This window comes from Allomuricauda sp. M10, assembly GCF_020782875.1.
In the GTDB taxonomy this organism is placed as follows: Bacteria; Bacteroidota; Bacteroidia; order Flavobacteriales; family Flavobacteriaceae; genus Flagellimonas.
The window spans coordinates 50,444-72,756 of record NZ_JAJGBN010000004.1; the positions used below are offsets into that span (position 1 = coordinate 50,444).

Annotated in this window: 21 protein-coding genes; 12 read left to right on the plus strand and 9 right to left on the minus strand. The window is 42.0% G+C overall.

Features of this window, described 5'->3' with window-relative positions; translation table 11 throughout:
• Positions 1 to 43: 43 nt before the first annotated feature.
• The 6 genes from LKX84_RS11380 to LKX84_RS11405 all read left to right on the plus strand — a co-directional run bounded on the left by LKX84_RS11380 (position 44) and on the right by LKX84_RS11405 (position 6,761).
• The gene (locus LKX84_RS11380) at positions 44 to 931 is read left to right on the plus strand and encodes a carbon-nitrogen hydrolase (protein WP_228237292.1); all 888 of its coding nucleotides are present in this window, start codon (positions 44 to 46) and stop codon (positions 929 to 931) included.
• A 1-nt stretch (position 932) separates the two neighbouring features.
• Positions 933 to 1,973, plus strand: coding sequence for an agmatine/peptidylarginine deiminase (locus LKX84_RS11385; RefSeq protein ID WP_228237293.1), 1,041 nt, complete (start codon positions 933 to 935; stop codon positions 1,971 to 1,973).
• A gap of 64 nt (positions 1,974 to 2,037) precedes the next feature.
• On the plus strand, positions 2,038 to 3,567 hold the full coding sequence (locus LKX84_RS11390) for a CocE/NonD family hydrolase (protein ID WP_228237294.1): 1,530 nt from the start codon (positions 2,038 to 2,040) through the stop codon (positions 3,565 to 3,567).
• Positions 3,568 to 3,629: 62 nt separating this feature from the next.
• Entirely contained in the window at positions 3,630 to 5,312 is a 1,683-nt protein-coding gene (locus LKX84_RS11395) for an N-acyl-D-amino-acid deacylase family protein (protein ID WP_228237295.1), read from the plus strand.
• A 5-nt stretch (positions 5,313 to 5,317) separates the two neighbouring features.
• Positions 5,318 to 5,899 (plus strand): hypothetical protein, encoded by a 582-nt coding sequence (locus LKX84_RS11400; protein WP_228237296.1) that lies wholly within the window; start codon positions 5,318 to 5,320, stop codon positions 5,897 to 5,899.
• Positions 5,900 to 6,110: 211 nt separating this feature from the next.
• The gene (locus LKX84_RS11405; RefSeq protein WP_228237297.1) at positions 6,111 to 6,761 is read left to right on the plus strand and encodes an ankyrin repeat domain-containing protein; all 651 of its coding nucleotides are present in this window, start codon (positions 6,111 to 6,113) and stop codon (positions 6,759 to 6,761) included.
• A gap of 6 nt (positions 6,762 to 6,767) precedes the next feature.
• Here LKX84_RS11405 and LKX84_RS11410 read toward each other — a convergent pair whose 3' ends face one another.
• Both LKX84_RS11410 and LKX84_RS11415 read right to left on the minus strand, forming a co-directional pair.
• Positions 6,768 to 8,006 carry a glycosyltransferase gene (locus tag LKX84_RS11410; RefSeq protein ID WP_228237298.1) on the minus strand — a complete coding sequence of 413 codons (1,239 nt, stop codon included), beginning with the start codon at positions 8,004 to 8,006 and terminating at the stop codon, positions 6,768 to 6,770.
• Positions 8,007 to 8,974: 968 nt separating this feature from the next.
• Positions 8,975 to 10,486 (minus strand): DEAD/DEAH box helicase, encoded by a 1,512-nt coding sequence (locus tag LKX84_RS11415; RefSeq protein ID WP_228237299.1) that lies wholly within the window; start codon positions 10,484 to 10,486, stop codon positions 8,975 to 8,977.
• 244 nt (positions 10,487 to 10,730) lie between these two features.
• On the opposite strand from LKX84_RS11415, the gene LKX84_RS11420 reads away from it, so the two are divergent.
• Positions 10,731 to 11,594: an RNA polymerase sigma factor RpoD/SigA gene (locus tag LKX84_RS11420; RefSeq protein ID WP_228237300.1), complete on the plus strand. Its 864-nt coding sequence runs from the start codon at positions 10,731 to 10,733 to the stop codon at positions 11,592 to 11,594.
• Between the two features lie 410 nt (positions 11,595 to 12,004).
• Here LKX84_RS11420 and LKX84_RS11425 read toward each other — a convergent pair whose 3' ends face one another.
• Together LKX84_RS11425 and LKX84_RS11430 are read right to left on the minus strand one after the other, a co-directional pair.
• Positions 12,005 to 12,358 carry a hypothetical protein gene (locus LKX84_RS11425; protein ID WP_228237301.1) on the minus strand — a complete coding sequence of 118 codons (354 nt, stop codon included), beginning with the start codon at positions 12,356 to 12,358 and terminating at the stop codon, positions 12,005 to 12,007.
• 10 nt (positions 12,359 to 12,368) lie between these two features.
• Complete coding sequence (locus tag LKX84_RS11430; protein ID WP_228237302.1) at positions 12,369 to 13,148, minus strand: hypothetical protein; 780 nt, start codon at positions 13,146 to 13,148, stop codon at positions 12,369 to 12,371.
• A 127-nt stretch (positions 13,149 to 13,275) separates the two neighbouring features.
• On the opposite strand from LKX84_RS11430, the gene LKX84_RS11435 reads away from it, so the two are divergent.
• A complete protein-coding gene (locus LKX84_RS11435; protein ID WP_228237303.1) occupies positions 13,276 to 14,559 on the plus strand; it encodes a dipeptidase in 1,284 nt (427 codons plus the stop codon).
• On the opposite strand, the gene LKX84_RS11440 is transcribed toward LKX84_RS11435, so the two are convergent.
• A complete protein-coding gene (locus tag LKX84_RS11440; RefSeq protein WP_163634085.1) occupies positions 14,556 to 14,966 on the minus strand; it encodes an acyl-CoA thioesterase in 411 nt (136 codons plus the stop codon). The genes LKX84_RS11435 and LKX84_RS11440 overlap by 4 nt on opposite strands.
• Before the next feature lie 170 nt (positions 14,967 to 15,136).
• The gene (locus LKX84_RS11445; protein ID WP_228237304.1) at positions 15,137 to 16,036 is read right to left on the minus strand and encodes a DUF72 domain-containing protein; all 900 of its coding nucleotides are present in this window, start codon (positions 16,034 to 16,036) and stop codon (positions 15,137 to 15,139) included.
• A gap of 126 nt (positions 16,037 to 16,162) precedes the next feature.
• On the opposite strand from LKX84_RS11445, the gene LKX84_RS11450 reads away from it, so the two are divergent.
• Positions 16,163 to 16,576 (plus strand): glyoxalase, encoded by a 414-nt coding sequence (locus LKX84_RS11450; RefSeq protein WP_228237305.1) that lies wholly within the window; start codon positions 16,163 to 16,165, stop codon positions 16,574 to 16,576.
• On the opposite strand, the gene LKX84_RS11455 is transcribed toward LKX84_RS11450, so the two are convergent.
• Complete coding sequence (locus tag LKX84_RS11455) at positions 16,565 to 17,245, minus strand: DUF2461 domain-containing protein (protein WP_228237306.1); 681 nt, start codon at positions 17,243 to 17,245, stop codon at positions 16,565 to 16,567. The two genes, LKX84_RS11450 and LKX84_RS11455, sit on opposite strands and share 12 nt — an antisense overlap.
• A gap of 92 nt (positions 17,246 to 17,337) precedes the next feature.
• Between LKX84_RS11455 and epsC the strand changes: the two genes are divergently transcribed.
• The 3 genes from epsC to LKX84_RS11470 all read left to right on the plus strand — a co-directional run bounded on the left by epsC (position 17,338) and on the right by LKX84_RS11470 (position 19,641).
• Positions 17,338 to 18,129, plus strand: a complete 792-nt coding sequence (gene epsC, locus LKX84_RS11460) for a serine O-acetyltransferase EpsC (RefSeq protein WP_228237307.1) — start codon at positions 17,338 to 17,340, stop codon at positions 18,127 to 18,129.
• A complete protein-coding gene (gene cysM, locus LKX84_RS11465; RefSeq protein WP_228237308.1) occupies positions 18,122 to 19,006 on the plus strand; it encodes a cysteine synthase CysM in 885 nt (294 codons plus the stop codon). Before epsC ends, cysM begins: the two co-directional genes overlap by 8 nt.
• A 152-nt stretch (positions 19,007 to 19,158) precedes the next feature.
• Entirely contained in the window at positions 19,159 to 19,641 is a 483-nt protein-coding gene (locus LKX84_RS11470) for a hypothetical protein (protein ID WP_228237309.1), read from the plus strand.
• A gap of 8 nt (positions 19,642 to 19,649) precedes the next feature.
• Here the strand turns inward: LKX84_RS11470 and LKX84_RS11475 are convergent, their stop codons facing one another.
• Together LKX84_RS11475 and LKX84_RS11480 are read right to left on the minus strand one after the other, a co-directional pair.
• Complete coding sequence (locus tag LKX84_RS11475) at positions 19,650 to 21,119, minus strand: magnesium chelatase (protein ID WP_228237589.1); 1,470 nt, start codon at positions 21,117 to 21,119, stop codon at positions 19,650 to 19,652.
• A gap of 7 nt (positions 21,120 to 21,126) precedes the next feature.
• Entirely contained in the window at positions 21,127 to 22,293 is a 1,167-nt protein-coding gene (locus tag LKX84_RS11480; protein ID WP_228237310.1) for a vWA domain-containing protein, read from the minus strand.
• Between the last annotated feature and the right edge of the window lie 20 nt (positions 22,294 to 22,313).

Below are 22,313 nucleotides of genomic sequence, written 5' to 3' on the forward strand. Positions count from 1 at the left end.
CTTTATCTTTACAGGGATTTTTTAGAACAATTGAACAATACACATGGGAAAAAAGAAATACACCGTTTCAGTAATCCAATTAAACTTGAACAATACCCCGGAAAACAATTTGAAAAAATGTGTGGATTGGGTCAAAAAAGCGGCTGCCAAAGGCGCGGAGGTCATCTCCTTGCCTGAATTGTACAGCAGTCACTATTTCTGTCAGAGTGAGGATACGGAGAATTTTTCATTGGCAGAGCCCTTGTACAGCACTTCTTTTCACGCCTTTAGCGCATTGGCCAAAAAATTGGGTGTGGTGATCATTGTTCCCTTTTTTGAAAAACGAATGGCAGGTGTGTACCACAACAGTGCCTACATTATAGATTCGGATGGTTCCGAAGCGGGATTGTACCGAAAAATGCACATTCCGGACGACCCCCATTTTTATGAAAAATTCTATTTTACCCCGGGAGACCTTGGCTTCAAGACCATCCCGACCAAAAAAGGGAAAGTGGGCACTTTGATCTGTTGGGACCAATGGTATCCTGAAGCGGCCCGATTAACAGCCCTTCAAGGTGCAGAGGTGCTCTTCTACCCTACTGCTATTGGTTGGCATCCACAAGAAAAAGCGGAGTATGGCGAAAAACAGCATGGTGCGTGGATGAATGTGATGAAAGGACATGCCGTTGCCAATGGTGTGTACGTGGCAGCAGCTAATCGTATCGGTTTGGAAAAATACTTGCCCGATACTGCTGGAATCGAATTTTGGGGTTCTTCCTTCATCTGTGGACCTCAAGGGGAAATTTTGGCCCAGGCTTCCCATGATAAAGAAGAAATATTGTTGGCCGAAGTGGATTTGGACCTTCAGGAAAATGTACGTCAAAATTGGCCGTTCCTTCGGGATAGAAGAATTGATATGTACGGAGAAATAACCAAAAGGGCAATCGACTGATATGGCTAAAGCTGCATGGCGATTTCCCGCAGAATGGGAAAAACAACAAGGTATTCTGCTCTGCTTCCCCCACAACGGAAACGACTGGCCCGGTAAATATGGGGCCATTCAATGGGCGTTTGTGGAGTTCATCAAAAAGGGGGCCACGTTTGAAGAAGTGTTTTTGGTGGTTGCCACCGAAGAACTAAAAAGCAAAGTTCTCGATCTATTAAAAACCGCGCATGTAAATGTGGACAAGGTTTCCTTCATCATTCATAAGACGAATAGAAGCTGGATGCGTGACTCCGGCCCCATCATCGTTAAAAATGGGAAAGAACGAAAAGCACTCAATTTCAATTTTAATGGTTGGGCCAAATATTCCAATTACAAATTGGACCGACATGTTCCAGAGAAGGTATCTCAATTCCTAAACGTTCCTTTAGAACAAGTAAAATATAAGGGGAAACCTGTAGTACTGGAGGGTGGAGCCATTGATGTAAATGGTAAGGGTACCTTGATTACTTCGGAAGAATGTCTGTTGGATCAAAAAGTACAGGTGCGCAATCCTGGGTTTACCAAGGAAGATTATGAAGCCATTTTTAAGGAATACCTAGGTATTACGAATACCATTTGGTTGGGTGATGGCATCAAAGGAGATGATACCCACGGTCATATTGATGATTTGGCACGATTTGTCAATGAAAATACCATTGTAACCGTGGTGGAATCGGATAAAAAAGACTCAAACTATTCTGCGTTACAGGATAATTTAAAACGGTTGCAACATGCCGTTTTGGAAGATGGTAACAAGCCTAAAATTGTTACCCTTCCCATGCCCAAACCCATTCATTTTGATGGTGTCGTAATTCCGGCCAGTTATGCCAACTTCCTTATTTTGAACAAAGCTGTTCTGGTTCCGACTTTTAACGATTCCAGGGATAGGGAGGCCTTAAACATTTTGGCGGAGGTGTTCCCGGATAGAGAGGTTATCGGGATCAGTGCCATTGATCTTATTTGGGGATTTGGCACACTACATTGCTTGAGCCAGCAGATACCTCAATAAATAATTTCTACTGTAACAAGTTGTAGTTTTTTTTATCTTTTGTAAGTGACATTAAAAATTGATAATGAGACTATTGACGCTTTCTATTGTAGTATCGATTCAGACAAGTCTGGTTTTAGCGCAGACTTCTTTAGAGAAAATTGATTTAGAAAGTGGAGATTACCGCGTAGGATTTAAACATTACCTGGTCTCCGATAGTACCAGGACATACAAAAGAATTTATGATTGGAATAACAAAAGTATTCCAAGGCCCATCCCAATAAGTATTTGGTATCCATCCGATAAAACCTTGGATAACCCTGCACCAATGAACGTATTGGATTATATGGAAATCCTTAAAGAAGAAGAGGAATGGGAATACTTGCCAAATGACCAAATATTGAATTGGTTCTATTATCCAAATAATCCAGCGAACCAAAGCCATTTAGAGGAACGGACAACTACCCGATATGGGATAAAGCCAACTGAGGGTACATTTCCAGTAATTGTTTATGCCCCAAGTTATCAAGCGTCTTCCATAGAAAATTTTGCGTTGTGCGAATACCTGGCCAGTCACGGTTATGTGGTAATTTCTAGTCCAAGTAGAGGCACTGAGAATCGTTTTTTTGAAGGCGGAACCCCAAAAGATTTGGAAACACAGGCTAGGGATATTGAGTTTTTGATCAAGGAAGTCCAAAAATTGCCCTTTGCGGAAACGGACCATATGGCTACCATGGGTTTTAGCTTTGGAGGCTTATCCAACGTTCTGTCACAAATGAGAAATGAGAACATCATGGCCATTGTCAGTTTGGATGGAAGTATAAAATACCAATACGACACGTTGAAAAAATCCCCTTTCTTTAATGTGGATAAAGTGGATGTTCCTTTCATACATATGGCCCAAAAGAATATTCCAGAGCACGTTTTGGCCGAAGACAAAATCAATCCTGAACTCAATACCAAGTTTGAATTTTATGATAGTCTCACCAATTGCAAGGCCTATCAATTGAAGTTCCACAATATGACGCATTCCTATTTCAGTACTTTGGGGATTTTGTTTCAACCGAGGGATGAAAGGCAGGATAAAAGTGATTCCGAGATTATGGAATCCTATAGGTTGGTATCTCGGTATGCATTAAATTTTTTGGATGCTTTTTTGAAAAGTGACCCGAAAGCCCTTAAATTTTTAAACAGCGATCCTTCCCAAAATGGAATAGCAAAGGATGTACTGGATTATCAAACCAAAGAGCCACAGGAAAAAGGTTTTGGGTTTAATGACTTCAATGAATTGGCCGCGAAACAAAACTATAGCAATCTAAACACGCTTTACGAATCACTTTTAAAAGAACATCCTACCTTGGCATTGCCAGAAGGGAAACTAAATAATCTTGGATTGCAGTTGGTGTTCAACCCAAAAACATCTGCCCACGGGATCAATGTGTTTTTATTGGCAACAACCCTTTATCCAAATTCGAGTAACCTTTATGATAGTTTAGCGGAGGTCTACCTGTTTTTGGGAGATAAAGACAAGGCGGTTATGAACTTTAAAAAGTCCTTGGGCTTAAATCCACAAAACCAAAATGCCATTGACCGATTGGAACAATTGAGGAAATAATCGGGACACTTTTATAACCAAAAAAGGATTAACTTGGTTAGCTCCAACCTAATAACCAAGTTATGAAACCATTCCCTTTGTTTCTTTTGCTCACCCTGCTTTTGTCCTTTGGAAGCTGTACCAAGCCCCAACATTTTGATGTTCTCATAAAAAATGGAAGTATCGTAGATGGCTCCGGTAACCCGGCCTATATTGGAGATGTCGGGATCAACGCCGATACCATTGCGGCCATTGGCAATCTGGAAAAAGCAACCGGTACTATTGAAATTGATGCTACAGGAATGGCAGTTGCCCCAGGATTCATCAATATGTTAAGTTGGGCCACGGAATCGCTTATTGAAGATGGCCGATCTATGGGTGACATAAAGCAAGGTGTTACCCTTGAGGTTTTTGGGGAAGGTTGGTCCATGGGTCCTTTGACAGAAAAAATCAAAAAAGAAGAACAGGAAAGCCAAGGCGATATCAAATTTGATATTACTTGGACCACTTTGGATGAATACCTTCAATATCTCACCGATAAAGGCATTTCCACCAATGTGGCTTCTTTTGTTGGTGCTACCACCCTTCGGGTAAATACAGTTGGTTATGAAGACCGTGCCCCTACTCCACAGGAAATGGATTCCATGAAACTGATGGTAAAACAGGCTATGGAAGATGGTGCCTTGGGCGTTGGATCCTCCCTGATCTATGCCCCGGCCTTTTATTCCAGCACAGAAGAATTGATAGAGTTGTGCAAGGTAGCCGCTGAATATGATGGGATGTACATCAGCCATATGCGTAGTGAGGGTTCCCGATTGTTGGAAAGTCTGGATGAACTCATCCGTATTGCCAATGAGGCTGGAATACGGGCGGAAATCTATCACCTTAAAGAAAGTGGCAAGGATAATTGGGACAAATTTGATGCTGTAGTGGCCAAAGTGGATTCCGCTCGGGCAGCGGGTCTCCACATCACCGCCGACATGTACAATTATATAGCGGGTTCCACTGGGTTAGATGCCTCCATGCCACCATGGGTACAGGAAGGTGGATACGATAAATGGGCGGAACGCTTGCAGGACCCGGCCATCCGTAAAAAAGTCAAGGAAGAAATGATGACCCCAACGGATAAATGGGAAAGCTTGATGCAAGCGGCAGGGGATCCGAGTAAAATCCTTTTGGTAGGTTTTCGCAACGATTCTTTAAAATATCTTACAGGGAAGACGTTAAAAGAAGTTGCTGAGTTAAGGGGTGCTTCGCCGGAAGAAACCGCTATGGACCTTGTGGTTCAGGATGGAAGCCGAGTGGGTACCATTTATTTCTTGATGTCCGAAGAAAATGTAAAAAAACAGATTGCCCTTCCTTGGATGAGTTTTGGTTCCGATGCAGGTTCCTTGGCTACCGAGGGCGTTTTTCTGAAATCGAATACCCATCCTAGAGCATATGGAAATGTGGCCCGACTGTTGGGCAAATACGTTCGTGAGGAAAAGGTAATTTCTTTGGAAGAAGCGGTTCACAAATTGTCGCAATTGCCAGCTACCAATTTGAAAATCAAAAAAAGAGGCAGTTTAACAACTGGAAATTATGCTGACGTTGTGGTTTTTAATCCAGAAACCATGATAGACAAGGCCACTTTCGAAAAGCCACACCAATACGCAGAAGGAATGGTACATGTTTTTGTAAATGGCACCCAAGTTTTGAAGGACGGCGAACATACAGGAGAATTCCCCGGTCAAGTGGTACGCGGTCCAGGCTGGAAACAAGATTGATCAAAATGAAAAGAATACTAACAATTATCCTTTTGATATCACCCGCCTTTTTTTGGGCCCAATCCGAACCACAACAATTTGTGTTGTTCGATGTGGAGTTCACCTATACCAAACAAGATGCGGATACCTCCTCCCCTAGTCAATCCCATTATTATGTTACCGGGGATAAATTGAACCCGAATATTCCCAAAGATTGGACAACCCCGGTAGATTTTCGGAACGGTACCGTACACATCCGAATTGAAGTTCAAGAAAAACCTGTAGGAAGTGAACCTACCAAATGGACACTCTGTTATATCCCTAATCATGGTCAAGGAAACGGTTATGGCTGCACTGGTTCTGACCTGTATTTGGAAGAAGGCATTTATGAAAAAGATGTGCCCATGACGGAGTTTTGGGAGAATGAGTCCATCATCTGGTCAGAAGGCATCAAACAGATGGATTTGGTCATTAAGGATGATAGCGGTGGGCAAGGGCATGCCCATAAACGTAAAGATTTTGAAAAGTTTTTCCCTACCAAAGTCCGTATTACCATGGTTCAGGTGGCTAAGGGAGTAAACTATGATCCTACTTTATTAACAAATTGAACAATATACAATTAACAATAATCAATTTGCTATTGTCATTCTGAGCGCAGCGAAGAATCTATTCTTAACGATGGAGAAAAACTCCTAATCATGAAATAGCAGCAATTATTTTGATTAACAAAGGAATGGATTCCCTCCAATTACCTTTAGAAAATAAAATCAAACTGGAATTTCTTATATTCGAATGAATTCAAAATCAAGGTATTAGATTATGATTGAAAAACTAAAGGAATGTATCAAGAATAAAGAAACGGACAAGATCTTGAATTTGATCAGAGAAAACCCAGAGGTTTTGGACCTACAAGATGAAAGTGGTACCTCTGGATTATTGGTCATTGCCTATTCCGGAATACCAGAAGTACTGGAGACTGCTAAAACAATGAAGCAATCTTTTACTTTTCACGAGGCAGTAGTTTGTGGCTTGTTGGAAAAGGTCAAAAACATGTTGACCCAAAATCCAGCATTGATCAACCAATATGCCAATGATGGTTTTACCCCTGTTTCACTTGCCGTGTTTTTTGATAAATCGGAAATGGCCAAATGGTTACTTGAACAGGGAGCGGACCCAAATCTTCATGCCAATAACCCTTCCAAAGTGAATGCCATGCATGCTGCAGTGGCCAAAAACAATGTAGAACTTTGCAAACTTTTAATTAGTAAAGGCGCGGATGTGAATGCCCCACAAATGCAACAGGTCACTCCTTTGCACTCTGCGGCACATCGTGGGAATTTGGAAATGGTAAACTTACTAGTGGAAAATGGAGCCCAAATCAACTTGAAAATGGAAAATGGAGATACCGCTTTAAGCATTGCCCAGCGGGACGGACATACGGATGTGATCGCGTTTTTGGAAAAATTATAGCCTAATTTAGAGCTTGTTCTTGGCCTCTATCCATTTGGCCATGTATTTGGTGCTATTCAAAGTTTGATGTTGCAGCATGCGTCCCATAAAATTTTGTTCCCGATGTTCAACAAGTTGTTTTTCAATACGTTCAATTAAATCAATAAACTTTTTCTGAAGTTTTTCCTTGTCGAAAAAGGCCTCTAATAATTGAATGCCATGGGTTTGTGATTTCTCCCAAGCTGATTTATCCTGAAAAAGCTGTACTGCCTTGTTGGCAAAAGCTTCCCAATCATCTTCAATACTCCCGTTCCAGGGAAGATTGTGGTGCATTCCCTCAGCCCCGATAGAAGTGGTGACACTAGGTGTGCCATTCTTCATAGCTTCCAACAACTTTCCTTTTATTCCTGCCCCAAACTGGATCGGGGCTAATAACACCCTTGACTTTTGCATCGTTTCATCAAGGCTTTCCACCCATCCATCAACATGAAATCCCAACTTAGGGTTGTGCATTTCTTGTACCATTTGGGGTAAGTAGGCTCCATAAATATGTATCTCAGCTACAGGCAACTGTTTTTTGATGAGTGGCCAGATTTCTTCCTTCAATATTTTGATGGAATCCACATTTGGGGCATGTTTTCCATTTCCAACCGCTATAAAATGTTGTCTTTCTTCAAAACTGGGCCATCCCTTTATCTTTTGGGCCGAAGGCACTTCCATCATCAAAGGCAAACAACACAAAAGATTTTTGGGAACTTGGAGCCGTTCTTGTAAAATGTCCATTTCAAAAGTGGACACCATCAAGGATACATCGCATCGATAAATACTGGCTACTTCACGCAAGGTCATATCGTGTTTGACCCACTTGGATAAATCAAATTCTTGTTGGCTTTTATGGGCCTCTTCTCTAGTCTTTCTTAGAGAGTGAAGATCTTCTGTATTCAATATCCGAATGGCGTTTGGGGCAAATTCAGCCACTCTCCAACCAAATTGCTCCTCTACCATAAATCGGTCAAAAATCACGACATCTGGCTGCAATTGTTTAATAAATTCATCAAAACTAGGGTGGTTCAGTTCAATGGACTTCTCTTTAATTCCAATCTCACCAAGATTTTTGCTGTATTCGGTTTTTCCAGCCGTTGAGGCAAATGTCACCATAAAACCATATTCCAAAAAGGTTTCCAATAACTGCATCATGCGGCAACCTGCTGCAGTGGTATTGGGTTCCGGCCACACATGGCCAATAACGAATATGGTTTTGGTCATATTTTAGTCAACTTGGAAGGACTGGAGCAAGATAAAAGAATCAAGCACAAGAGCCAAGAAACAAGTGTCAAGTTCATGCCTACCAAAAATCTAACATTCCAATAATCCAAGAATCATGGCCTTGGCCATTCATGGAAAAGAGATTCTTCGCTTCGCTCAGAATGACATTGTATGTGATCATTTAGGGATGGGACCCAAGAAAAAATAAACAAGAGTCAAGATACAAGGATCAAGACACAAGAGATAAGTGTCAAGTTCATGACTTCCAAAAATCTAATATTCCAATAATCCAAGAATCACGGTCTTGACCATTCATGAAAAAGAGATTCTTCGCTTCGCTCAGAATGACATTGCGGGTGATCATTTAGGGATGGGATCCAAGAAAAAGAAACAAGAGTCAAGATACAACAATCAAGACACAAGATTCAAGAAACAAGTGTCAAGTTCATGCCTTCCAAAAATCTAACATTCCAATAATCCAAGAATCACGGCCTTGGCCGTTCATGAAAAGGGATTCTTCGCTTTGCTCAGAATGACATTGCGGGTGATCGTTTAGGGATGGGATTCAAGAAAAAGAAACAAGTGTCAAGAAACAAGAATCAAGACACAAGAGAAAAGTATCAAGTTCATGCCTTCCAAAAATCTAACATTCCAATAATCCAAGAATCATGGTCTTGGCTCTTCATGAAAAGGGATTCTTCGCTTCGCTCAGAATGACATTGCGGGTGATCGTTTAGGGATGGGATCCAAGAAAAAGAAACAAGATTCAAGATACAAGGAACAAGACACAGGAGTCAAGACACAAGAGATAAGTATCAAGTTCATACCTTACAAAAATCTAACATTCCAATAATCCAAGAATCATGGTCTTGGCTCTTCATGAAAAGGGATTCTTCGCTTTGCTCAGAATGACATTGTTGACTGTTCATTGTTAATTGTTCATTGCTAATTGCTAATTGTCCAGACCGCTACATCCTCATCGCGAATTTTTTGGAAATACTGGATCGCAGTTTCCTCTCATAATCTTCTTCCAACCACTCCTTGTAGTTTTTGGTGTTGTTCATGATGCAATACGAATATTGCTTTACCCTAAAGGCGATATCTTCCTTGAGTTCCTTGGCCAAAATTCTAGCGTCAAACACGTCCTCACTATTCTCCACACATATTTGGGCATGCTGCTCAATGCTGAGTTCCAAAACCAATTTGGACTTTTTCCCCTGCGCAAATATCTTTTTATATTCCTCCTTTATATCGAACGTGATATTCTCCGATTTGCTAAACTTGGCCCTAAGTTCATCGGGCATTTCATAGACAAAATCCCGCTCAATTTCCTCATCATTTTTGATGTTCTCCAAGTAAAAGTCAGGGAAATGGAAAATTTCCTGCCAATCGATTGGGGCATCCCAAGGACCGAAACGGGCCAAGTTGTTACCCAAGTCGATGACATTGAAATCATCCTTGCCAGGAATGATCCTAGATCCCCTGCCGATCATTTGAAAATATAAGGTCAACGATTTTGTTGCCCGGTTCAGGATGATGGACTTTACGGATGGTTCATCAAATCCGGTGGTCAAAATACTGACCGATGTGAGGATGGCATCAGGAGTCTCGGCAAACCAATCCAGTATTTCCCTCCTTTCAGTGGCCGTATTCTTGTTGTCCAAGTGTCGGATGTTGTACCCCGCTTTCTTAAACGTTTCATAAACATAAAGCGATGTGTTGATCCCATTATTGAAGATCAATGTTTTGGTACCCTTCGCAATCTCTTCATAAGCGGACAAGAGCTTACCCAACATGCTGTGGTTACCATAAAACTCATCCGAAGATTTAACGGTATAATCCCCATGAATCCCCAATTTTAAAGTTTTGAGGCTTACATCATAATTATAGAGGTTGGCCTTGGCCAAAAACTGTTTCTCGATTAAGGATTTTATAGACTCACCAATAATCAGGTGCTTGTAATGGTCCTTCATCGGCAATTTGATGTTGGAACTCAATGGCGTTGCCGTGACCCCAAGAATGGTGGCATGTTCAAAATATTTGAACAGTTTCCTAAAGGAATTGTAGTGGGCCTCATCGATAATCACCAAACCAATGTTCTTTATACTGACCTTTTCTTCTTGCAAGCGGTTGTTTAAGGTTTCCACCATGGCCACAAAGCACATATAGTCATCTTGATCGTAAAGCTCCTTTACTTCACTATTGATGACCTTGTTCGGCACCCCGAATCCATGGAGCATATCCGAGGTCTGTTTGCTCAATTCAATGCGGTGGGTCAACACCATCACTTTTTTTCCTGTTTGGGTGATGAACCTTCGGGTAATCTCGGAAAAGACCACTGTTTTTCCTCCTCCCGTAGGTAACTGGTACAGAATGTTCGTGCCAGATGGGAGATCATCCAAATGCTTGAAAATCTTGCGGAGATCTTCTTGCTGGTAATCGTAAAGGGTTTTCTTGTGATTTTTTCTGTTTACCTCCAAAGGAAAAATGGATTATGGGTTTCAAATTAAAAAACCCTACAAAATTAGGAGTTTTTTGGGCTTATGGGAAGAGGTACTTGCGGTTTTCTATTAAGATACTATCAACAATTGGTGTTTAACAGAATTTTTTGATGATAATGCAATTCCACTCATAACATTTTGATAAGAATAACATTTTGCACTTGGAATTCTACCCGTAAAAACGTATAATGAAAGCTTGTAACACTATGAAACCATTTTTCGAATGAGGCAGTTAAAAATCATTAAGCAAGTAACCAATCGCGAATCCAAATCCCTTGACAAATACCTTCAGGACATCAGCAAGATCGACCTGATCACCGCACAGGAGGAAGTGGAGTTGGCACAACGGATCAGGGAGGGCGATCAAGTTGCTTTGGAAAAACTGACGAATGCCAATTTGAGATTTGTGGTGTCTGTGGCCAAACAATACCAAAACCAAGGGCTTACCTTACCGGATTTGATCAACGAGGGTAATGTGGGTTTGGTGAAGGCGGCCAAACGGTTTGATGAGACCCGTGGGTTTAAATTCATTTCGTATGCCGTCTGGTGGATCAGACAGTCCATTCTGCAAGCTTTGGCGGAACAATCTAGGGTCGTACGCTTGCCCTTGAACAAAATTGGGTCCATCAACAAAATAAAAAAGACTTTTTCTTATTTGGAACAGGCCCATGAACGTCCGCCTTCCGCAGAAGAAATTGCCAAGGAACTGGATATGAGCGTGACGGAGGTAAAACAATCCCTTCGAAATTCTGGCAGACACGTTTCTATGGATGCGCCTTTAAAGGAAGGGGAAACTTCCAATTTATATGATGTACTCAGGGCCGGGGACTCCCCCAAACCGGATAAAGGACTTATGCACCAGTCGTTGTTTACCGAAATCAACCGAGCTTTGGATACGTTGTCTCCAAGAGAGGCGGATGTGGTTAGGCTCTATTATGGTATCGGGAACCAACCTTCCATGACGTTGGAAGAGATAGGTAGTACTTTTGACCTTACCAGGGAACGGGTACGACAGATACGGGAAAAGGCCATCCGAAAACTAAGGCATACCTCCAAAAGCAAAATTTTAAAATCGTATTTGGGTTAATGGCCTAATTAAAAATAGAAAAGGGGATGTACAAAACATCCCCTTTTCCATGATATTCACTTAAACAGTAACTATGGATGACTCAACAGATTGATATCAAAATCGGTGAGCATTGCATTCAAATCTTGAATGAAATTTAAGTAAGCTGTGTTTTCTTGGTTAAAATTTTTCATCGAAACAAAATTTGGGGTTTTGGTCCACTATAGGTAATCAAGTTCGGCAAGTTCGTTCAAGCTCAGGATTTCGTTCAGTTCCTGAAGAAATGCCAAATATTCTTCTCCGTAGGTATCGTATAACATGCGTTTTCGGGGTTTTGATGTTTGGGTATTCCTATAACGTGAATCTATTCGAAAGATTATATCAAAACAATTTTTTGTGGTGAAATTCTTACCATTGGTTGTGAAACGATTCTATTGGTCATTTTCCAAAATATCCAGTGTCACTTCAAAATCCAGATCGGGATCCACTTTGCTCGGTCTTATGTTGAATTCATCATAAATGAAACAAAGGTTCATGGGCAATCTGCTCCTTTCGGCAGGTGTCATTACACCCAGTTTGGATTGTAACGCCGTCCTGATCTCAAAAGCCTTGTTGCTGATTTTGGGATTATCATGACCTTCCAACTCAGTCAAAAAAGGAATTTCCTTCTTGTCCCCTATCTCCAGCATTTGCTCTATCAACATTAACTTGCATTCCAAGTCCTTGGCATGTTGGAACAACGGATAAAAAACGCTCTGTAGGTATGTTGGAAGTTCGGCGGTCATTTTTTTGGTTTTACATGGTTCGGAAGAGCTCCATCTCAAAATCTACCTGCTCCTGTATCATGGGGTATTCCGTCACAAATTGTTCGTATAGAAAAGCGAGGTGTTTGGAATCGTTGTCCGTTTTGCTCAACAGCGATATTTGTTGCACGATCTCCAAAAGTTCATAGGTCTTCATCATCCTAAGGTTGGGTCCCACTTTTTGGCAGCAAAGGGCCAATGCCGAAAAATCTTCGTTCAACAGGTGAATTTTAGAACTACCGATGAATTCCAGTACGTTGTGCTTGAACATCCTTACCAGTTCTTCCAATAACTCCATGCGGCCCATGCAGTCTTCCAAAACCGGTTTTAGATTGATCTTGTGTTCCGAGTAGCCCGTTACAAGACTCTTCTCAATATATTGAAAGTGATTTGGCATAGATTCGGGGGTATTTTTATCTATTTTGACCAGTTTTTCGGCAGCTTTTTTCAGGGCCTTGGTCAGCTCCAGTTGTGTTTTGTTCAGTGGGGTATTTTCCAATGCATCCAACAATTGAAAAATGGGATCTTTGGTTATCGGTTTATCGAATGAGGCAGATTTCCTTTGAGGTTCCAAAATCCCCATTCTTTTGTAAAGATCTTCCAGTTGTTTCAGTTCGGATACGCCAAAAACTTTGTCTTCCAGGCCGTGTTTAAAGATTTCGAAGGATTTTTTCAGTTCCCCTGCCTCCACAACTCCCAGTTCTTCATAAGAGAAAGAGCTTAATCCGATTTCCAATTTTTCAAGATAGTTGAGTAATTCCCGTGTTCCCAATTTTAAGAGGTAATAATTGTTGATACACTAAAAATGTCCAATTAAAAGAGGGATAACAATTTAATGTTCCGTAGGATTCGGAATTTGTTGTCAAATTGCGTTATTTGTATGTATAAAAACCAACCTGATGAAATATTTATACCTTATTTGTAGTGTTCTCCTTTTCATTTCCTGCGGAGAGAAAAAACCTGAAAAAACCGAAACAATGGAAGAAATGGCCCAAAGGATCCATGATTCCGTGATCACCATCGATACACATGATGATATTAACGTAGCTAACTTTACGGACAGCATCAACTATACCCAAAACCTGAAAACCCAAGTAAATCTTCCCAAAATGAAGGAAGGCGGCCTGGATGTAGCCTGGTTTATTGTTTACACCGGACAAGATACCCTTACCGCTGAAGGATATGCCAAGGCTTCTGAAAATGCCATGGCCAAATTCCAGGCCATCCATAAACTTTGTGAAGAGATTGCTCCTGATCAAATCGGGTTGGCCCTGACTTCCGATGATGTTAGAAAAATAGCCGCTTCGGGTAAAAAAGTGGCCATGATCGGGGTAGAGAACGCCTACCCTATTGGTGAGGATCTTTCCAAAATTGAAGAATATCAAAAATTGGGTGCCAGATACATGTCCTTGGCGCATAACGGTCACAGCCAATTCAGTGATTCCAATACCGGGGAACAAGACAGTGTTTGGTTGTACCACGGTCTGAGTGATTTGGGCAAACAGGCCATTGCGGAGATGAACCGAGTGGGAATCATGGTAGATGTCTCCCACCCTTCCAAAGAAGCCATGGTCCAAATGATCGAACTTTCCAAGGCACCGATCATTGCTTCGCATTCTTCGGCAAGGGCATTGTGCAACCACAGCCGTAACTTGGATGATGAACAACTTCTGATGATGAAAAAGAACGGTGGTGTGGTTCAAACTGTCGCTTTTGGATCATATCTCAACACCGAAAAAAATGATGCTCGCTCCGCATACCTGCAAGAAATCAACAAAAAAGTAGCCGATTCTTTGGGTATTGAGTGGTACGAAAGATCCCAGTTCAGGACCTTGACACCAGAGCAGCGCGAGACCTTTTTTGCAAACTACCAAAAGGTAATGGGCATTTCCGAGGAACTTGCCAAAAAAGACCCCAATGCCCCATCTGCAGTAAATGTTTCCGACTTTGTGGACCACATTGATTACATGGTGAAATTGATCGGGATAGACCATGTGGGTATCAGCTCCGATTTTGATGGAGGTGGTGGAATTGAAGGCTGGTCAGATGCCTCCGAGACCTTCAATGTAACCTTGGAACTGGTAAAACGCGGCTATACCGAAGAAGATATCGCCAAATTGTGGGGTGGTAACCTTCTTAGGGTATTGGACGAGGTTCAGGCAATTGCCAAAACGTTGAACTAAACGTTTTCCTCTTTTTCCTTCTTGGCCAATCGGTCCTTAACGTACTCGATCTTGGTTTTGCCATGGGCCTTTGGATTGCCTTTGTCGTCCAGGTTTACCAAAATAATATTGTCCACGGTGACAATGCTTTCGTGGGTCATCTTGTTTCGCACCTCACAATTGAGGGAAATGGAGGTGACCCCGAATTTTATCACGTCGATTCCGATCTCAATGATGTCACCCTCTACCGCGGTGCTCATAAAATTGATTTCGGACATATATTTGGTAACTACCTTTTTATTTTCAAGTTGTATGATGCTGTACATTACAGCCTCCTCATCGATCCATGAAAGGACCTTTCCGCCAAACAGCGTTCCATTGGCGTTCAAATCTTCTGGTTTTACCCATTTTCGTGTATGAAATCGCATTGTGAAACTTTTTAAAATACAGGACAAAGGTACTTCAATACCCGATCGCTTGTTTCTACATTACCCTACTAAATTTATGCAATTATGAATTTCAAACTATTCATTACCAAGCACTACGGAGTCTATAATTTTATTGACGAAGGATTTTTAAATCGATGAAAATTTTGGGTTTAGTCAAAAAGACCCTGTTGCGGTGGGTTTAAAGTTGCCGGTATAGTTAGATTGCAACCCAGGGCGGGATTCAATTGCTTGATCAAATGGGCAGAAAGTAATGGGGATTCCAATTCCAAGTTTTGGTGCACAAAAAAATGGATGTTCTCCAATCCCTGCTCTTTCCAAGCAGACAATCGTTTTACCCAATCCTGCAAACGCGGATAATCGGACGGATGGTTGGCGCCCACATAACGGATAAAGGCCTCATTGTTGGTCAACCGCATATGCATCAGGTCTCTCCTGCCTGCGGTATCTACCAACACATTGGCAATGTTGTTCTCTTCCAGTAAATGATACAGTTCTTGGGCCACGGTTTCATCGGTGAACCAATCTGTGTGGCGGAACTCCATGGCCAAGGGAAACTCTTTCGGCCAGTACTCCACAAAGCGCACTACCCTATCCCAGTTTTTTGGGTCGAAGTTGTTGTGCATCTGCAAAAAGATGGTGCCCATTTTTTCCCGGAGTAAAGCGGTCACTTCCAAATAACGGTCCACCACAGGGTACACTTGATCGTTCAATCGGCGGAGATGGCTCACCTCATTGGTCATTTTTGGAAAAAACTTGAAACCTTCGGGAGTCTTGTCGTACCATTTTTCATAGGTGTCCGAAGGAAAGATGCGGTAGAACGTGGCATTGAGTTCTATACAATTGAATTGGGAAGAGTAATACTGCAATTCGTCTTTTGTACCTCTTGGGTAAAAATTCTTAAGATCCTGCCGATTCCATTTGGCGCAGCCCACAAAGACATTGGGTTCCCCTTCGGACCCATATTTAGAGAGTACCACAGACGTATCCGGATGGTCCTTCGGGATGGTGAAATCAATATGTTCTGGGTGGTCTACTTTGCCGAATTTCATAGGTGATTTGGATTGGGATTTAAATATATAAATTTAAAAAGGTCTGTTCATAACATCGTTAACAACTAATGCATTAGCTAAAAGGGTGCGGTTTCCGATTATGTAACTTTATTAAAACAAGTTGCCATGGATTCACGATCCAAGAGTCTTTTGGACATCCGCCCAGACATTCCACAGACACATTTCAACAGCGCAATGGGTTTTGATGAGCGTTTCCAGAACCAAACGTTACGGCCCGTCATCAAACTTCAAAACCTTTTATTGGTGGAGGCCTTTAAGAACTACATCGCCAAACATAAGGGAGCTTTTCATGAGCTTTCGTTGGAGCGCAAGATGCAATTTATTGAAGGGGCCATCCAAAAGGACATCAAATTCAGGAATTCCCTTAAGGGAATGGTCATTGGCCAGTTTACGGTGGAAGAATACCAAGATTACATCACCAATTCTTCCTCGTTGAACAAACGTATGATGAACATGGTCATCGAACGGCTCAAAGACCAAGTCCAATTGTTGGATCATCAGGCCCAGTTACAGGATTGATTCACCGTTCAAATTAGTGGTCAGGATGTCGCTCATCAGGTTAAAGTAGGGCCTAATGGCGCGGTAAGATTTGTCCACTTCATCCAAGAAGGAATCGGATAGTACTTCTGCATCCGTGAGGTCCCGTGTAAAAATGAACTGTTGGTACTTGATCAAATCAATGTCAGGGTGGTTCTTATCAAAACCCTTCGGAGCTGTTTTAACAGTGTCTCCTTTCAATTCTCCCCAAATAGATTTCAAGGATTTTTGCCCGATCACTTTTCGGAATTCCGAGGCATCCATTTCCAGTTCCTTTCGTATGCGGAAGAGGTCTTCTTTGTTGGGGTCCCAAAAACCGGTGGCCAAAAATGATCCGCCCGGTTTTAAATGTAGATAATACCCTCCCCTTAAATGACTGCCCAATCGGGAAAAGGACCCTCCAAAATGGGTCTTGTATGGTGTTTTGTCCTTGGAAAAACGTACATCCCGATAAATGCGGAACATTTTCATCTTTTCGATCTCGTCGTGATGGTTCAGCTTGTCCTTTACCGCTTCGTAAAACCCCTTCACGGCCGTTTCATGCTTTTTAAACGTCTTCTTGTTCGCTTCGAACCATTCCTTATTGTTGTTCTTTTCAAGTTGTCTTAAAAAATCAAATGCTTCTTTGGAAATCGTAGTCTGAACAGCCATATATCGATAATATGTTATTTTTAAACTAAAGTTAGCCTTTTCTGATAGGCCGTGGTAAGGATTTGTCTAATTTTAAGACAATAAGAAGTAGTATGGACAAGAAAAAAATCATTGCAGAGCTGAACAGGCACAAGAAGTTGCCCCATCTTGATTTCAGATTGAAGCAAGAAACGGAAGATTTTACGGATACTCTTTTTTATACCCTTTTTGATGCCAATACGCCAGTTGCGGTGAACTTGGAATTGCTGGAAAATCAATTCAACCGATTGGTGGATATGGCCTGTTGGGAATTGGAACGACCCAGTGACCAACTTTGGGACAACTACGTTTCGGAATTGCCCGGGATTTTGGAAAAATTGAATCTGGATGCCGAGGCAATCCTTAATTGTGATCCTGCTTCACTTTCCATCCGCGAGATTTATATGGCCTATCCTGGCTTTTATGCCATTGCCATCTACCGCTTGGCCCATGAACTTTATGTTCAAGATGTGCCCCTCATTCCAAGGTTGATGACCGAATATGCCCATAGACAGACTGGTGTGGACATCAACCCCGGTGCAAAAATCGGGAAATCCTTCTTTATCGATCACGCTACGGGTGTGGTCATTGGGGAAACCGCCATTATACATGACAACGTAAAAATTTATCAAGGTGTAACGCTTGGAGCCTTATATGTGGCCAAAAACTTGGAGAAGACCAAAAGGCACCCCACTATCATGAGCAATGTTACCATTTATGCCAATGCAACCATTTTGGGTGGCAAAACCGTTGTGGGTGAAAATTCCATCATCGGGGGTAACGCCTGGGTGACCGCTTCTGTACCGCCAAATTCAACCGTTTTCCATACACCAGAAATCAAAATAAAGACAGCTCCAAATGTCTAAAAGCATCTTAGACCTTATTGGCAACACCCCTTTGGTGGAGTCCAAAGTATTGAATACCAATCCTAACGTTAAAGTCCTATTTAAGCTGGAAGGGAATAATCCCGGAGGCAGTGTAAAAGATCGCCCTGCCTATAACATGATCAAGAGCGGTTTAGAAAGGGGAGATTTTTCCAAGGAATCCAAATTGATAGAGGCCACCAGTGGAAACACAGGGATTGGCTTGGCCATGGTTGCCAGTCTTTTCGGGTTGGATATTGAATTGGTCATGCCTGAAAATTCTACAATAGAACGGGTTCAGACCATGCGTGCTTATGGCGCAAAAGTGACCCTCACGCCAGCCGATGTTGGGATTGAAGGTGCACGCGATTATGCGGAATCCAAAGTAATGAACGAGGGATTCATCATGATGAACCAATTTTCCAATGACGATAACTGGAAAGCGCATTACAAAACAACTGGACCTGAAATTTGGAGGGATACTGAAGGGCAAATCACCCATTTTGTATCCAGTATGGGAACCACGGGAACTATCATGGGAACCTCCACTTTTTTAAAGGAGAAAAACCCGAATGTTCAGATTGTTGGGGTACAGCCCACGGATGAATCCAAAATACCGGGTATTCGAAAATGGCCCCAAGAATACTTGCCCAAAATTTTTGATCCCAAAAAGGTGGATACCGTAATGGAAGTCAGCGAAGCAGATGCCACCCTAATGGCCAAAAAACTGGCTAAGGAGGAAGGGATTTTTGCCGGCATGAGTAGCGGAGGTGCTGCCACGGTGGCTTTTAGATTGGCAGAAATGTTGGATCGTGGGACTATTGTATCCATTGTTTGCGACAGAGGTGACCGCTACCTGTCTTCCAATCTTTTCGACTGATTTTCAATTCACTTTAGCTGGCAGAATAATTAGGTTTTATTATCAGATTTTTCTGATTATCTGACATTGCCCACTGTTTGTCGATTAGATTAAATCCTTTCATTTTTATCCCCTTACTTTATATCAAATTAGATTCCCAAATCACTTTTGATATGAATGCAATTTCAAAAATTATCACCTGGAAAAGAGACATATTGGCTTCATTGGCCGTTTTATTGGTTTTGATCGTTTTGGACTTTTACGGGGTATACACCAATAAATTCTACTTCCTAAAAGCTGAAAATTACCTTTTCCCGGTTCTTGCAGCGGTTCATTTGTTGTATTTGTATGTGGTTTGGTTCAAAATATCAGAAGGCGAGTTGCCCGATCCCAAAATGCGTAATATTGAATATGCATTGTATGCTGTTTTGGGCGTATATGTGTTCAAAATTTATGACAGTATCACGGTGCTCAATTCCATTGCTGAATTTGGGGAGCATGTAATTCCTGCAACATTCAAACCTATCGCCACCTTAACATTAGTGCTCTATAGTATTTTACCCATTCTTACCATCTATACTTTTTGGTTAAGAAAAAAGTACGTGGGGGCCTATAATTTTGAGAACTACAACGACAACCTTAACATCTGGCAATAAAACTAAAGTTATAATCCACGAATATAACTGCCATACAGGTCTTTGAACTGGAATCCTTGTTCAAAGCGGTGTTTGCTAAGTTTTTTATGGACCACCAATCCCCAAAGTAACAGCTCCTTTAGAAAATAGGAATCCTCTTTGGATATTTCGGGTTGGTATTGTTTGATGAGTTGATTGAGCGGGCCAATGGAATCGAGTTTCGATTTATAGGAAGTTTCGGATTCATCATCCAAAAGATCAAAGCCTTCACTGTCAAAAAACCAATTGACGAGTTCATCATATTCGGTTTCCTGTTCCTTACGCTGTAGTTTGTCTATCTTTGGGAAAAAGTTGGGGAATAACGACTTGATGGCATCCTCGATCAAGGTTTCGGCCACAAAGCCTGCTCCCTCCTGCTCGCCCTCATAAACCAATTCAATTTTTCCGGTGATGGATGGGATAACCCCCATAAAATCACTCAAACGAACAGATGTTTTGGCATCTCCGGCCAATACAGCTCTGCGTTCTGCCGTACTTAATAAATTTTCAAAAGCGGTAATGCTCATTCGGGCACTTACCCCACTCTTGGCATCCACGTATTCGCTTTTTCGGGCTTCAAAACTAATCTGTTCCAATAGGTCCATAGCAATTTCTGGCACATAAATAGTGTCCGATTGCCTGCTGTCCAATTGGGCCTCTTGCTTGGTGATTTTTTTGGCAATTTCTACACTTTCAGGATAATGCGTAAGTATCTGTGAACCGATCCGATCCTTTAATGGAGTCACGATGCTTCCCCTATTGGTATAATCTTCGGGGTTTGCCGTAAAAACAAATTGGATATCCAAATGCAATCGTAGTTTAAAACCACGGATTTGAATATCCCCTTCTTGCAAGATATTGAAAAGGGCCACCTGGATCCTAGCTTGTAAATCGGGCAATTCATTGATTACAAAGATGCAACGATTGGCTCTTGGTATCATCCCAAAATGGATCACTCGGTCATCCGCATAGGAAAGGCGAAGGTTGGCCGCTTTGATAGGGTCCACATCCCCGATCAAATCGGCTACGGTAACATCGGGTGTTGCCAGTTTTTCGAAAAAGCGCTCATCCCGATGGATCCACTCCACTGGGGTGTTGTCGCCTTTTTCCTTTATCAATTCAATGGCAAACCTAGAAATGGGGTTCAATGGATCGTCATGGATTTCGGAACCTGCCACAACGGGCATCCATTCATCCAACAATTGTACCATCAAACGGGCCAATCTGGTCTTGGCCTGTCCGCGCAAGCCCAATAAATTAATATTGTGCCGGGATAGAATGGCTCGCTCCAATTCCGGAATCACCGAATTTTCATAACCCCAAACCCCTTCAAAAACTTCTTCCTTTTTGGAGATTTTGGCCAAGAGGTTTTCGCGCAACTCATCTTTGATGCTTTTGCTTTGGTATCCAGCCGATTTTAATTCCCCGAGTGTCTTTATTTTGTTATGATCCAATTTCATATGGTCTTTATCCTTTAATTCTTCGTTTCCTGTTTTGTTCGTAATCTTCAAAAATCATTTCACCCAATCCCTTTAATCCCGTATAGAAGGCTTTGCCCTTATTCGCTTTGGTAAATTCTTGCACAAACTTCATTAAGTATGGGTCTTCGGCAATCATAAAAGTGGTGATGGGAATGTGTAATTTTCTGGCCTGTTGCGCCATGGTATAGCATTTCTCCACGATGTATTCGTCAAGTCCTACGCTATTTTTATAATAGTTCCCATCAGGAAGTCGAATACACGAAGGTTTCCCGTCCGTAATCATAAAAATCTGCTTGTTGGTGTTCCGTTTTCTGCGGAGCATGTCCATAGCCAATTGTAATCCAGCAACGGTATTGGTATGGTACGGCCCTACTCGTAAATAGGGTAAATCTTTGATGGGAATGGGCCAAGCATCGTTCCCAAAAACCAAAATATCCAAGGTGTCCTTGGGATAGCGGGTCGTAATCAATTCAGCCAATGCCATGGCCACTTTTTTTGCAGGAGTGATGCGGTCTTCACCATACAGAATCATACTGTGGCTGATATCGATCATCAGCACAGTGCTCATTTGCGCCTTGTACTGGGTATCCTCTACCACCAAATCTTCTTCGCTCATGGAAAAAGTGTCCAATCCATGGTTGACTTGGGCATTTTTCAAGCTTTCCGTCATGGAAATATGCTCCAATGAATCCCCGAAGCGATATTCCCGAAACTCTCCCGTATGCTCGTCTCCCCTGCCCGATTTTCCCGTGCGATGGTTGCCGGAACCACTTCGTTTGATCTTCCCGAAGATTTGGTCCAAGGCGCGTTGACGCAGCATGCGTTCCAATTTGGCCGTCATGGACAGGCCTCCACCTGCCGGATTTTCATCGCCTTCTTCCCCATCATCGCCGCCCTTTTCGCCATCCATGTCAAATTCTTCGCGGATGTAACCCTTGGCTTTGAGGTCTTCTATAAAATCATCAATGGTGTAATCGTCATCGGTAAGCTCGTATTCTTTGTCCAGCTCACGGAGCCAGTCCAAAGCTTCCTCCACATCACCCGAAGTATGGGTAATCAGTTCCTGAAAAATCTCGAAGAGTTTTTCGAATGGGGTTTGGTCCGGAGCTTCGTACGTTGTAAAACGAAATCCTTTTCTTGTGTTCATAGCCATTACATAAAATTAAAGCATTT

What these genes read in the sequence shown, in the direction of transcription:
- LKX84_RS11380 (WP_228237292.1), top strand. Translation starts at nt 44, where the DNA reads ATGGGAAAAAAGAAATACACCGTTTCAGTAATCCAATTAAACTTGAAC.
- LKX84_RS11385 (WP_228237293.1), top strand. Translation starts at nt 933, where the DNA reads ATGGCTAAAGCTGCATGGCGATTTCCCGCAGAATGGGAAAAACAACAA.
- LKX84_RS11390 (WP_228237294.1), top strand. Translation starts at nt 2,038, where the DNA reads ATGAGACTATTGACGCTTTCTATTGTAGTATCGATTCAGACAAGTCTG.
- LKX84_RS11395 (WP_228237295.1), top strand. Translation starts at nt 3,630, where the DNA reads ATGAAACCATTCCCTTTGTTTCTTTTGCTCACCCTGCTTTTGTCCTTT.
- LKX84_RS11400 (WP_228237296.1), top strand. Translation starts at nt 5,318, where the DNA reads ATGAAAAGAATACTAACAATTATCCTTTTGATATCACCCGCCTTTTTT.
- LKX84_RS11405 (WP_228237297.1), top strand. Translation starts at nt 6,111, where the DNA reads ATGATTGAAAAACTAAAGGAATGTATCAAGAATAAAGAAACGGACAAG.
- LKX84_RS11410 (WP_228237298.1), bottom strand. Translation starts at nt 8,006, where the DNA reads ATGACCAAAACCATATTCGTTATTGGCCATGTGTGGCCGGAACCCAAT.
- LKX84_RS11420 (WP_228237300.1), top strand. Translation starts at nt 10,731, where the DNA reads ATGAGGCAGTTAAAAATCATTAAGCAAGTAACCAATCGCGAATCCAAA.
- LKX84_RS11425 (WP_228237301.1), bottom strand. Translation starts at nt 12,358, where the DNA reads ATGACCGCCGAACTTCCAACATACCTACAGAGCGTTTTTTATCCGTTG.
- LKX84_RS11435 (WP_228237303.1), top strand. Translation starts at nt 13,276, where the DNA reads ATGAAATATTTATACCTTATTTGTAGTGTTCTCCTTTTCATTTCCTGC.
- LKX84_RS11440 (WP_163634085.1), bottom strand. Translation starts at nt 14,966, where the DNA reads ATGCGATTTCATACACGAAAATGGGTAAAACCAGAAGATTTGAACGCC.
- LKX84_RS11445 (WP_228237304.1), bottom strand. Translation starts at nt 16,036, where the DNA reads ATGAAATTCGGCAAAGTAGACCACCCAGAACATATTGATTTCACCATC.
- LKX84_RS11450 (WP_228237305.1), top strand. Translation starts at nt 16,163, where the DNA reads ATGGATTCACGATCCAAGAGTCTTTTGGACATCCGCCCAGACATTCCA.
- LKX84_RS11455 (WP_228237306.1), bottom strand. Translation starts at nt 17,245, where the DNA reads ATGGCTGTTCAGACTACGATTTCCAAAGAAGCATTTGATTTTTTAAGA.
- epsC (WP_228237307.1), top strand. Translation starts at nt 17,338, where the DNA reads ATGGACAAGAAAAAAATCATTGCAGAGCTGAACAGGCACAAGAAGTTG.
- cysM (WP_228237308.1), top strand. Translation starts at nt 18,122, where the DNA reads ATGTCTAAAAGCATCTTAGACCTTATTGGCAACACCCCTTTGGTGGAG.
- LKX84_RS11470 (WP_228237309.1), top strand. Translation starts at nt 19,159, where the DNA reads ATGAATGCAATTTCAAAAATTATCACCTGGAAAAGAGACATATTGGCT.
- LKX84_RS11475 (WP_228237589.1), bottom strand. Translation starts at nt 21,119, where the DNA reads ATGAAATTGGATCATAACAAAATAAAGACACTCGGGGAATTAAAATCG.
- LKX84_RS11480 (WP_228237310.1), bottom strand. Translation starts at nt 22,293, where the DNA reads ATGGCTATGAACACAAGAAAAGGATTTCGTTTTACAACGTACGAAGCT.